General features: G+C 60.8%; 10 protein-coding genes. 7 read left to right on the forward strand and 3 right to left on the reverse strand.

The genetic code is table 11. The annotated features are described in order from the left end of the window. Positions 1–37: 37 nt before the first annotated feature. The gene (locus Q8X48_RS21365; protein WP_407802509.1) at positions 38–454 is read right to left on the reverse strand and encodes an organic hydroperoxide resistance protein; all 417 of its coding nucleotides are present in this window, start codon (positions 452–454) and stop codon (positions 38–40) included. Between the two features lie 123 nt (positions 455–577). After that, positions 578–907 carry a hypothetical protein gene (locus Q8X48_RS21370; RefSeq protein WP_015094587.1) on the reverse strand — a complete coding sequence of 110 codons (330 nt, stop codon included), beginning with the start codon at positions 905–907 and terminating at the stop codon, positions 578–580. Positions 908–1,090: 183 nt separating this feature from the next. Here Q8X48_RS21370 and potE point away from each other — a divergent pair, with 183 nt between their 5' ends. The 7 genes from potE (at position 1,091) to Q8X48_RS21405 (ending at position 9,778) form a co-directional block, all read left to right on the forward strand. Next, the gene (potE, locus tag Q8X48_RS21375) at positions 1,091–2,500 is read left to right on the forward strand and encodes a putrescine-ornithine antiporter (protein ID WP_095968189.1); all 1,410 of its coding nucleotides are present in this window, start codon (positions 1,091–1,093) and stop codon (positions 2,498–2,500) included. Then, entirely contained in the window at positions 2,497–4,782 is a 2,286-nt protein-coding gene (locus tag Q8X48_RS21380) for an Orn/Lys/Arg decarboxylase N-terminal domain-containing protein (protein ID WP_407802510.1), read from the forward strand. Before potE ends, Q8X48_RS21380 begins: the two co-directional genes overlap by 4 nt. A 186-nt stretch (positions 4,783–4,968) precedes the next feature. After that, positions 4,969–5,370, forward strand: coding sequence for a hypothetical protein (locus Q8X48_RS21385; RefSeq protein ID WP_015094584.1), 402 nt, complete (start codon positions 4,969–4,971; stop codon positions 5,368–5,370). Then, positions 5,370–5,909 carry an HD domain-containing protein gene (locus tag Q8X48_RS21390; RefSeq protein WP_407802511.1) on the forward strand — a complete coding sequence of 180 codons (540 nt, stop codon included), beginning with the start codon at positions 5,370–5,372 and terminating at the stop codon, positions 5,907–5,909. The genes Q8X48_RS21385 and Q8X48_RS21390 overlap by 1 nt, the downstream gene beginning before the upstream one ends. Before the next feature lie 192 nt (positions 5,910–6,101). Beyond that, positions 6,102–7,715 (forward strand): arylsulfatase, encoded by a 1,614-nt coding sequence (locus Q8X48_RS21395; RefSeq protein ID WP_407802512.1) that lies wholly within the window; start codon positions 6,102–6,104, stop codon positions 7,713–7,715. A 69-nt stretch (positions 7,716–7,784) separates the two neighbouring features. Beyond that, the gene (locus tag Q8X48_RS21400; protein WP_407802513.1) at positions 7,785–9,053 is read left to right on the forward strand and encodes an OmpP1/FadL family transporter; all 1,269 of its coding nucleotides are present in this window, start codon (positions 7,785–7,787) and stop codon (positions 9,051–9,053) included. A gap of 50 nt (positions 9,054–9,103) precedes the next feature. Beyond that, complete coding sequence (locus tag Q8X48_RS21405) at positions 9,104–9,778, forward strand: DUF3313 domain-containing protein (RefSeq protein ID WP_407802514.1); 675 nt, start codon at positions 9,104–9,106, stop codon at positions 9,776–9,778. Positions 9,779–9,841: 63 nt separating this feature from the next. On the opposite strand, the gene ligD is transcribed toward Q8X48_RS21405, so the two are convergent. Beyond that, positions 9,842–11,854, reverse strand: coding sequence for a DNA ligase D (gene ligD / locus Q8X48_RS21410; protein WP_407802515.1), 2,013 nt, complete (start codon positions 11,852–11,854; stop codon positions 9,842–9,844). Positions 11,855–12,378: the final 524 nt, after the last annotated feature.

Consider the following 12,378-nt stretch of genomic DNA (forward strand, 5'->3'; position numbering starts at 1 on the left):
CTGGCAAGCCAGCTCCCACAGGTACGGGGTGATCAACTCAAACGAGCTTGAGCGCGACGTTGATGTTATTGCGCGTGGCTTTCGAATACGGGCAGTACTGGTGCCCGGTGTCGACGATTTTCTGTGCGGTTTCACGGTCCAGCCCCGGCAGGCTGACATTGAGCCGAGCCTGGAGCAGGTAGCCGCCTTCATTCGTGCCCAGGTCGACTTCCGCATCGACAGCCACATCCTTGGGCAACGTCACTTTCATTTCCCTGGCTGCCACTTGCATGGCGCCGATAAAGCAGGCTGACCACCCGGCCGCGAACAATTGCTCGGGGTTGGTACCGCCACCGCCCGCACCTGGCGACGAAAGCTTCACATCGAGGATCCCGTCGGAACTGCGGGAGGCGCCGTCACGCCCGCCGGTGGTGTGGGTCTGGGCGGTGTACAACACTTTATCGATCTGGTTCATGCTGACCTCCTGATTGAGTTGTAGGAAACCGGTTTTAACACCCATCCGGTCGCCGGGATGGTCAATCAATATAGACGTCACCGGCCCGCGCCGCAGTCGATCCGACCAGCGCCCGCTTCTTCCTTATTTACGCGCCAACTTGTACCTGACGCAGTCCTCATAAAAGCTTTGCCGCACGGCCGTCGGTTTCAATCGCGACGAACTGTCATAAGTTTGCTCTGTAATACCGAGTGCCATCATGCGCATCCATGTTTTGGAGAACTTGTAGGCCTGGATTTTCTGCCGCGCGGCGTACAGGGAAACCCCTGAGAGCTTGAGTTCCTGTGCCCTTGCAGCAGTGCCCGCGCCCCAACTGCACATGTATTGATCCTGGGTGGCCAGTTCTTTGGCTTGCGTCGAATTGCTGATACCCGCAACAACTAGCGGAATTAACGCGATCCATATCTTGCGCATCTTGACCTATCTAACTAGTTGAAAATGAACTAATTTTGCGGGGGATTTCTAAACTTGGGGGCCAGCATCGTGCCTTTTTTGCAAATGAGTGCAAAAAACGAGATGGCCAAGGCCATTTCTTGCGAGTTTTCAATCCTTTGCTATAGCTAAGACTCTCAATCGCCAACTAAGTGAGGCAACGGAATGTCAGTCGCAAAAAAAATGAGTGTGGGGCAACTGACAATGTTGACCGCCGTCAACATGTTGGGCTCAGGCATTGTGTTATTACCGACGAAACTAGCGGAAGTCGGTGCAATTTCGATTCTTTCCTGGCTGGTGACGGCCACCGGCTCCCTGGCTCTGGCCTACGCCTTTGCGCGATGCGGGATGCTCAGCCGCAAGACCGGCGGCATGGGCGGCTATGCCGAATACACGTTCGGTAAAGCCGGTAACTACATCACCAACTACACCTACGGCCTCTCACTGTTGATTGCCAACGTGGCGATCAGTATTACCGCGGTCGGCTATATACAGACGTTGTTCGGAATAAAACTGGATTCACTGCAAGTCGGTCTCGCGACCATTGCCTTGTTGTGGATTACCACCTTCGCCAACTTTGGCGGCGCGCGCATTACCGGCCGGATCGGCTCGATCACCGTCTGGGGGGTGATTGCGCCGGTGGTGCTGGTGTCCACGGTGGGCTGGTTCTATTTCGACAGCAGCGTCTACGCCGCTGGCTGGAACCCACATGACAAAGGCTGGTTCGAAGCGGCCGGTGCCTCGGTGGCGATCACCCTGTGGGCCTTCCTTGGCCTGGAATCGGCTTGCGCCAACACCGACGCGGTGGAAAACCCTGAGCGCAACGTACCGATTGCCGTGCTGGGCGGCACCCTGGGTGCGGCGGTGATCTACATCGTCTCCACCAACGTCATCTTCGGCATCGTCGGCAACGAAGAACTGGTCGCGTCCACCGCGCCGTTCGGCCTGGTGTTCGCCAAGATGTTCACCCCGATGATCGGTGACATCGTGATGGCGGCCATGGTGCTTGCCTGCATCGGTTCGTTGCTGGGTTGGCAGTTCACCATCGCTCAGGTGTACAAAAGCTCGGCAGACACCGGTTACTTCCTGTCGATCTTCGCCAAGGCCAACAAGGCAGGTACCCCGATTGTCGGCATGCTGGTGCTGCTCGCCGCACAGACCGCACTGGCCCTGCTCACCATCAGTCCCGACCTGAGCAAGCAGTTCGACACCCTGGTCAACCTCGCCGTAGTGACCAACCTGGTGCCGTACATCCTGTCCATGGCCGCGCTGATGACCATGCAGAAAGTCTCCAACGTGCCGGAAGGCAAGGCGCTGGCCACCAACGTCATTGCGCTGATCGCGGCGGCCTACAGCTACCTGGCGCTGTACAGTTCCGGTGAGCAGGCCCTGATGCTCGGTGGCGTCGCCACGATCTTCGGCTACACCCTGTTCGGCTTCGTCAACAACCGCCTGATCCGCCTCGAAGCACTCAACAACAGCGTACCGACGCAAACCGTCAGCGCGCAGCACCTCACTGCCGAGCCAGTGCCGGTGAACAATCTGAATAAAGCCACTCTGGAGATTCAAGCATGACGGACTATAAACACTCGCTGGGCATGCTGGCGCTACTGGTCAGCAGCCCACCGGACAAACGAACGGTGTTTGGCCGTGCCCTGGATCATCTGGTCCACGATGTAGAGGGACGTGGCGTCAGTGTCCTGGCTTCGGAAAGCCTCTCGGACGCCGCATCGATCCTGCGGTCGGACCCTGCCGTTCAGTGCGTGCTCATCCGCTGGGAAATGGACACCAGCGATGGCCACGCCGACTGCATCAAACTGCTGGTCAAACTGCGCGAGCGCAACACCCGGGTGCCGGTGTTCCTGATCAGTGACCGTACCACCGCGTCGAGCATTCCGTTGCTGGTCATGCAACACGCCGACGACTTCATCTGGCTGCCTGAAGACACCACCGGTTTCCTCAGCGGGCGCATCCTGGCCGCCATCGAACGCTATCGTCAGGCGGCCTTGCCGCCGATGTTCGGCGCGCTGGTGAAGTTTGCCCGCACCTATGAATACTCCTGGCACACCCCGGGCCATGCCGGCGGTACCGCATTTCTCAAGAGCACTGCCGGGCGCGCCTTCTACGAGTTCTTCGGTGAAAACCTGCTGCGTTCCGACCTGTCGATCTCGGTCGGCGAACTGGGCTCACTGCTCGATCACAGCGGCCCCATCGGCCAGGGCGAACGTTATGCCGCCAAGGTCTTCGGTGCGCACCGCACGTACTACGTGACCAACGGTTCGTCGATGTCCAACCGCGTCATTCTCATGGCCAGCGTCACGCGCAACCAGATCGCCCTGTGCGACCGCAATTGCCACAAGTCCGCCGAGCATGCGATGACCCTGTCCGGCGCGATCCCGACCTACCTGGTGCCGACCCGCAACCGCTACGGCATCATCGGCCCGATCCTGCCGCAGACCCTGAGCGCCGAAGGCGTGAAAGCCGCCATCGCCAACAACCCGCTGGTCAAGAAAGGCATCGACCCGACGCCGGTGCACGCGATTGTCACCAACTCGACCTACGACGGCCTGACCTACAACGTCACCCGCGTCGAAGAGTTGCTGGGCGAAAGCGTCGACCGCCTGCACTTCGACGAAGCCTGGTACGGTTATGCGCGCTTCAACCCGCTGTACAGCGGACGCCATGCCATGCACGGCAACCCGGCCGACCACGACAAGTCCAAGCCGACCGTGTTCGCCACCCAGTCGACCCACAAGCTGCTGGCCGCCCTGTCCCAGGCCTCGATGATCCACGTGCGCGACGGTCGTAACCCGATTGAACATGCGCGCTTCAACGAGTCGTACATGATGCACGCCTCGACCTCGCCGAACTACGCGATCATGGCGTCCTGCGACGTCAGCTCGGCCATGATGGAAGCACCGAGCGGGCAGATCCTCACCAGCGAGTCGATCGAAGAAGCCATCAGCTTCCGCCAGGTCCTCTCGCGCATGCACAACGAGATGCTGAGCAAGGACGACTGGTTCTTCACCTGCTGGCAGCCGCCGACCGTACAGGTGGGCGCCGCGACCGTGCCCTTCCATGAGGTCGATCCGGTTACCCTTAAAACCGACCCGAACTGCTGGGTCCTGCACCCGAACGCGGTATGGCACGGTTTTGGTGACATCGAAGACGGCTACTGCATGCTCGACCCGATCAAGGTGTCGGTACTTGCCCCGGGCATGGGCGACGACGGCAACCTGCTCGCCTCCGGTATCCCGGCCTGTGTGATCACGGCGTACCTGGGCCGCCAGGGTATCGTGGTCGAGAAAACCACCGACTTCACCATCCTGTTCCTGTTCTCCATCGGTATCACCAAAGGCAAGTGGGGCACGCTGCTCAACGCCCTGCTCGACTTCAAGCGCGACTACGACGACAACGCCGAACTGGAGCTGTGCCTGCCCGACCTGTACAACGCCAACCAGCGACGCTATGCCGGCATGGGCCTCAAGGATCTGGCCGACGAAATCTTCGCCGCCATGAAGAAACACAAGACCACCGCCAACATGTCCCAGGCCTTCGGCACCTTGCCAAAAGCCGAATTCAGCCCGGTGGAGGCTTACGAGAAACTGGTGCGCAACGACATCGAACTGGTCACCCTCGAGCAGGCCGCCGGACGCCTCGCCGCCACCGGTATCGTGCCGTACCCGCCAGGCATCCCGTTGCTCATGCCAGGTGAGAACGCAGGCCCCGCGGACGGTCCGCTGCTGGCGTATCTCAAGGCACTGGAAGCCTTCGACAAATCCTTCCCAGGCTTCACCCATGACACCCATGGGATCGAAGTCGAAGACGGCGTTTATCGGATGCTGGTACTGAAGTAAGTCCAGCAGGCTCACCGCAACCCCCTGTGGGAGCGGGCTTGCTCGCGAAGGCGTAGTGTCAGTCGACGCAATTGTCGAATGACAGGACGCTTTCGCGAGCAAGCCCGCTCCCACATTTTTTTAGATCGTCTTCACGCCAAAATCCCTATGGGCAAAATCAATCACCGCGCTCTATGATTGATCCCCATGACCACCACCGCTCCAATTCGCTCACCCTGCCCGCCCGGCGCCTGCGACTGCGGGCGTGACCCGCTGCTGGAAACACCAGGGGCGGACCTGCGCATCCTGTTTCTGACCCGCAACGAAGAAAAACGCCTGATCGAACGCCTGGAGAATCTGCAAAGCCTGAGCGATCTGGAGCACCTGCAACGGCGTATGCTCGAACAGTTGGGCATCCGCGTGGACATCGCCCCCGGTTTCAATGAGGTGCGCACCATGCGCGGCATCGGCATCCAGATCGGCGAACTGCCGGGGCTGTGCCGCAAGACCCGCGCCAACATCCCGGCCGCCATTCGCCGAGCCATGGAAAAGCGCCCGGAGATTGCCTACGAGCTGCTCAATGCCAACGACCTGTTGCGTGACGCCTGATGAAGCCCACTCTCGAATTCCCCCTCACCGACGAGATTCTCACCTCGTTCGCCCTGGCCATCGGTGCCGACCTGCAGGGCTACCGCAACCACATTTACCGGGTGCTGAATTTCCATGCGGCCCTCAGCGGTACCGAAGGCTTGCCCCCGGATGCCGTACAGATCGCAGCGGCGTTTCATGACCTGGGCATCTGGACCGATGACACCCTTGACTACCTGCCGCCCTCCATTGCACTGGCCACTGAATATCTCGACAGCCGACAACGCCCGCAACTCAAAGATGAAGTCAGTGCGTTGATACTCGAGCACCACAAGCTGCGCCGGTATCGCGGCGCTTGTGCCGACAGCGTCGAACCCTTCCGCCGGGCCGATCTGGTGGATGTGTCCCTGGGCCTGGTCCGCTTCGGCCTGTCCCGAAGCTTCATCAAAACCGTGCAGTCGACTTTTCCCGATCACGGTTTTCACTCGATGCTGATGAAGCTTTCAGCCCGCCAATTGCTCCGCTCGCCGCTGCGGCCGCTGCCCATGTTTCGCTGGTGAAACAGGCGTCTGTGACCCACGCGTTTTTGCGGACGGTCACTTCTGGGCAAACGCCCTGGAACACTCACTTTCTGACTATCCACTACTGGATATTTTGTAATTCAAACCTACGCTCTTCGCGGGGGCTAACGAATTTCAACGGCGGTCGGGGGCTCGTCTCGATGTACTCACGCAAGTACGCAGGAGCTCTACATGAACCGGACAACCTTATCCTCGATGTTTGCGGTACCGCTGTTGCTGTCTGCAATGGCGATTCCCGGCCTGACCCTGGCCGCCGACAAAGCCCCCAACATCCTGGTGATCATGGGCGACGATATCGGCTGGTCGAATATCGGCGTCTACAACCAGGGCATGATGGCTGGCAGAACACCCAACCTCGACCAGCTCGCCGCTGAAGGCATGCGCTTCACCGACTATTACGCCGAGGCCAGTTGCACGGCCGGGCGCGCCAACTTCATCACCGGCGAACTGCCGATTCGCACCGGCATGACCACCGTCGGCCAGGCCGGCTCGCCCGTGGGTATTCCCGCCGAAGCCGTCACCATCGCGACCGCGCTCAAGGCCATGGGCTACGCCACCGGCCAGTTCGGCAAGAACCACTTGGGCGACTTGAACGAGTTCCTGCCCACCGTGCACGGCTTCGACGAATTCTTCGGCTACCTCTATCACCTCGACGCCATGGAAGACCCGGCGCACCCCAACTATCCGCAAGAACTGCTCGCCACCGTGGGCCCGCGCAACATGGTCCACAGCTGGGCCACCACCACCGATGACACCACTGTGATGCCGCGCTGGGGCAAGGTCGGCAAGCAGAAGATCGAAGATGCCGGCACGCTCTATCCGGAGCGGATGAAAACCGTCGACGACGAAATTCGCGACAAGGCCTTCTCGTTCATCGACAAGGCCAAGCAGGACAACAAACCGTTCTTCGTCTGGCTCAACCCGACCCGCATGCACATCGTCACCCACCTGTCCGACAAGTACGAAGCCATGCGCAATGCGCAAAATGGCTGGTCGGAACAGGAGGCCGGCATGGCGCAGCTCGATGACATCGTCGGCGAAGTCATGGCGAAGCTGAAAAAAGACGGCATGGACGACAACACCATCGTCATTTTCACCACCGACAATGGTGCGGAAAACTTCACCTGGCCGGACGGCGGCACCACCCCGTTCGCCATGGGCAAAGGCACGGTGATGGAAGGTGGCTTCCGCGTGCCGGCGATCATTCGCTGGCCGGGCAAGGTACCGGCCAACCAGGTCGCCAACGGCATCATGTCCGGCATGGACTGGTTCCCGACCCTGGTCGCAGCGGCGGGCAACCCGAACATCACGGCGGAACTGCTCAAGGGCAAACAATTGGGTGATACCACCTACAAAGTTCACCTGGACGGCTATGATCAAACACCAATGATCACCGGAAAAGGTCCGTCGAACCGGCATGAAATCTTCTACTTTGGAGAGAGCACCCTGGGTGCGATCCGCATCGATGACTTCAAGTATCGCTTCATCGATCAGCCCGGGGGCTGGCTGGGGGCCAAGGTCACGCTGGACATGCCGATCCTGACTAACCTGCGCCTCGATCCGTTCGAACGTGCCGGATGGCCGGAAAACATGGCGGCCAATGGTTCGCTGGAATATTTCGAGTGGTTCAAATTCCAGTTCTGGCGTTTTGTATTTGTGCAGCAACAAGTGGTCAAACTGGCCGAAACAGCCGTGGAGTTTCCGCCGATGCAGAAAGGCGCGAGCTTCAACCTTGATGCGGTCAAGGCCAAGATCGAAGCGGCCAGGGCAGCCATGGCCAAGTAAACAGCCGAAACCATGGGTGGCCGGCACAGGCCACCCACATTCGAAATGGACATTTGATGAGGTAGTTACATGCGCACAAGCACACTGGCTCTACCCGCCTGTACGCTACTCGCCCTGTGCTGCCAGCCAGCCTGGGCCGGCGGCATCATGCTTTACGAAATCGGCACCGATAACGCTGGCCTGGCCAACGCCGGTGCCGCGGCCCGCGCCCAAGGCCCCTCGACCATCGCCAGCAATCCGGCGGGCATGAGCTACCTGCCAGGCACGCAAATCACCGCCGGCTTGCAGGTGCTGTACGGCGATTTGAGCTTCGACCGCGATGCCGGCACCAACACCCCGGGCAGCGGCAGTGGCAACGCCCTCGACCCGATTCCCGGCGGCAGCTTCTTCATCAGCCATGAACTGGACGAACACTGGAGCGTCGGTTTCGGCCAGTACGGCGACTTCGGGTTGGCGGTCAACTACGACAACGACTGGTCCGGACGCTACTTCTCGCAAAACGCCAGCCTGCTCGGCCTGTCGTTGGTGCCGAGCGTGGCTTATCGCTTCAACGAGCAGTGGTCGGTGGGTCTGGGCGTCAAGGCCATGTACGGCATGCTGCAATCCCAGACCGCGATTGACCGCTCGCCGTTCGGCTTTACCGACCGCACCGACGGCCAATTCAAGTACAAGGACCAGGATTGGGGCTTCGGGGCGAATGTCGGCGTGATCTACGCCCCGCAAGCCGGCACGCGCATTGGACTGACCTACACCAGCCAGGTCGACCTGGACTTCGAGGACCGGCTGGACGTGAATGGCGATGGCCGACTGCTCGAGCGTGTCAACAACACCAAAACCGAACTCGATGTGAAGGTGCCGCAAACCGTCACCCTGAGCCTGTTCCAGCAACTGGACCGGCAATGGGCCTTGCTGGCCTCGGTCAACTGGCAGGACTGGTCGGAATTCGGTGACATCGGCGTGCAGGTCGACACCACCGCGGTCGGTGCGCAATCGACAACGGTCGACGCCGGTTTCAAGGACACCTGGCACCTGTCCCTGGGTGCGCAATACCAGGCCACCGAGCAATGGCTGTGGAACGTCGGCGTGGCGTACGACAGCAGCGCCGTGTCGGACGGCAACCGCAGTGTGATCGTGCCGATGAACGAATCCTGGCGCATTGCCACAGGAGCCACCTATGCTCTGAACAAGGACACCGATATCAACGTCAGTTGGGCCATGGTCTGGCTCGGTGACATGCCGGTTGAGCAGACCAAGTCCGTTTCCGGCAATCAGATTTCCGGTGAGTTCGACAATGCCTGGATTCAAGCCCTGAGCGGGAACATGACCTGGCGATTTTGATGTCTTGTAAACGAAAGAACGACGATTTTATCCAAGGAGTAGACACCACTATGAATCTGTCCCGAAAACTGCTGGTCGGCGCTGCGCTGGCAAGTCTGTTGCTAGGCGGCTGCACCTCGAAAGTGACTGAGAAGGAACAATACTCAGGCTTCCTGTCCAACTACAACAACCTGCAGGAAGTCGAAACGCCGAGCGGCGGCACTACGATGCGCTGGGTCAGCCCTTCGTGGAACCCGAACGCGTATGACACCGTGGTGTTCAACAAGCTGGAACTGTACCCGGCGCCCAAGCCCGATGAGCGGGTCAACCAGCAGACGCTGACCGACATTCAGAACTACATGACCAGCAAGGCCAAGGCCACGCTGGGTCAGCGGTACCGCGTAGTGTCGAATTCCTCAGCGGCTCCGGCGGGTTCCCGGCCCCTGATCATGCGTGCGGCGATTACCGGGGTGAACGCCGAGAACGAAGGCATGAAGTGGTATGAAGTGGTCCCCATCGCGGCCGTCGTCGGGGCAACCCAGGCAGCCACCGGTCACCGTGACCAGGACACCACCTTGTTCATCGAAGCCGAGTTCATCGACGCCAAGAGCAATCAGACCGTGGCCAAAGTGGTGCGCAAGGTGTTCGGCACTACCCTGGAAAATGAAAGCCAGAAGATTACCGCCAAGGACTTCAAGGCGGCGATCGACAAACTGGGTAGCGACTTCCAGGCATTCCTCAAGTAACACCCCGCCCTTGTGGTGAGCGAGCTTGCTCGCCACAAGGGGGGCCCTTCCTGACCCTTGCGGTCACTTCTTCATTCCCACCCGCCGACGCATGTCGGCAGTGATCGCCTGCCGGGTCTTGCGCATGTCCGCCCAGGGCTCATCACCGACTTCCGCCAGGCGTTCAAGCGCGTTGTGCAGGTTCCACTGATTGCCGCCCTTGAGTTCGGCAACCTCTTGGCGAAAGATCGGCATCGACACCGGTAGGCCCTCACGGGTACGGACGGCGTAGGCGCAGATGGTGGTCGCGCCCAGGCCGTTGCGCAGGTAATCGATGAAGATCCGTCCGACCCGGTTCTTCGGTCCCGACACCGCCGAAAAACGCTCGGGCAGCAGCCTGGCCATGTGGCTGACAATGGCATGGCTGAAGTCCTTGACCTCATCCCAGCCGAGCTTGCGGGTCAGCGGTACCACCACATGGATGCCCTTGCCGCCGCTGGTTTTCAGAAACGCCTTGAGCCCCAGCTCATCCAGCACCGACAGCGTCAACTCAGTGGCCTCGATCATGCGTTTCCATGGCAGCGCCGGGTCCGGGTCAAGGTCGAGGATAAAACGGTCCGGCTTGTCGAAGTTGGCCGACGTGGCGTTCCAGGTATGCAACTCCACGGTACTCATCTGCACCGCGCCGATCAGCGCCTCGGCATTGTTGATCAGCATCATCGGCTGACCGGTGAGCTGCTTGTCCAGCGTGGCGATGCCGGGGATCGCCAGGTGCTCGGCATTCTTCTGGAAAAACAGCTCGCCGGCGATACCGTCCGGTGCACGCACCAGCGCCACCGGGCGATCCTTGAGTTCCGGCAGGATCCACTCGGCGACACTCGCGTAGTACTGCGCCAGTTGCAGTTTGGTGGTGCCGCTGCCGGGGTCGATCACCCGGTCCGGGTGAGTGATGCGCACCTGCCCCGCTTCCAGGCCGACTTGCGAGGGTGCGGGGTCGGGCTTCTTTTGTGTGGCAGCGGTTTTTTTCGCAGTGGAGGTTTTCACGGTGTTCGCGCGCTCCTCGGTGATGTCGTGTGCCGGTTTGTCATTGCGCAGGCCATGGAACACGGCATGGCGCACTGAACCGTCCCGGGTCATTTCAGCGAAAGCCACTTCTGCCAGCAGCTTGGGTTTGAGCCAATGCACATCCCTGGCCTCGGCACCGCCGGGTGGATTGACCACCGACGGTTTTTTAACCTGCAACGGCTTGAGCTGCTCATGGAGGTTGCGCAGCGTCGCCTCGTTGAACCCGGTGCCGACTTTGCCGGCATAGCGCAACTCGCCAGTGTCGCGGTCATGCAGCCCCAGCAGCAGCGCGCCGAAGGCATGGCGCGAGCCTTTCGGCTCGGTGAATCCGACGATGACGAACTCCTGCCGATGCTGGCATTTGAGCTTGACCCAGTCACTGCTGCGCCGGGAGACATAGGGCGACCCAAGACGCTTGCCGATCAAGCCTTCCATGCGCATCCGGCAGGCGCTGTCGAACAAGGCTTGCGGCTCCTCGCCAAACGACTGGGAGAAGCGCAGCAGCGGCTGGTCATTGGCCTTGAGCACAGTCGCCAGCGCCGCCCGACGTTCTTCGACCGGCACTTCGCGCAAGTCCACGCCATTGAGGTACGGCAGGTCGAACAGGTAGTAGAGAATGCCGTCGCTGCGCTGCGCCTCGAAGGCGTTTTGCAGCGCCTGAAAGTCCGGCACACCCTGGTCGTCGGCCACCACCATTTCACCATCGAGCCACGCCGATTCCAGGCCAAGCGCGACCAGGGCCTGGGCCTGTCCTGGCAGTTTGTGGGTCCAGTCGTGGCCATTGCGGGTGACCAGCCTGACGTCGCCGTGGTCGATGCGAGCCATGATCCGGTAGCCGTCGAACTTGATTTCGTAACTCCACGAGCCGTCCGGGACCCTGTCCACCAGCGTCGCCAATTGCGGCTTGAGCAGATCCGGCAACCTGGCTTTGCGGGCGCCGGTCAGTGGCGATGATTTTTCCTTGCTCGAGCGCTTGGCGGCTGGCTCGCCAGTCGCCGAAAAATCGCGCCTGTCATCGAGGTTGCGGGGCATGGCTCACCTGCTTCGCGCCAGGACGTCGGATGCAAACGTCTCTTAACCAAGCAGAGCCGGCGAGCGGCGCAATAATTCAATCGGCGTTGAAATTGCCCGGACGGACGGGCTTGTGGCGCGGAGTGCGGCCGCGCTCCCACAATGACTTTCAGAGCACACAGCCTCTGCGCTCGGCGCGGATCAACCTGTGGGAGCGAGCTTGCTCGCGATGGCGGTGGGTCAGGCGCCAAGGATGTTGGCTGTGCCGGCCTCATCGCGAGCAAGCTCGCTCCCACAGGGATTTTCAGCGCACGCAGAATCTGCGTTCGGCGCGGATCAACCTGTGGGAGCGAGCTTGCTCGCGAAGCGGTGTGTCAGGCACCAAGGATGTTGGCTGTGCCGGCCTCATCGCGAGCAGGCTCGCTCCCACAGGGATTTTCAGCGCACGCAGAATCTGCGTTCGGCGCGGATCAACCTGTGGGAGCGAGCTTGCTCGCGAAGCGGTGTGTCAGGCACCAAGGATGTTGGCTGTGCCGGCCTCATCG

It is taken from the genome of Pseudomonas sp. QLc11A, assembly GCF_052112305.1.
Classification (GTDB): domain Bacteria; phylum Pseudomonadota; class Gammaproteobacteria; order Pseudomonadales; family Pseudomonadaceae; genus Aquipseudomonas; species Aquipseudomonas laurylsulfatiphila.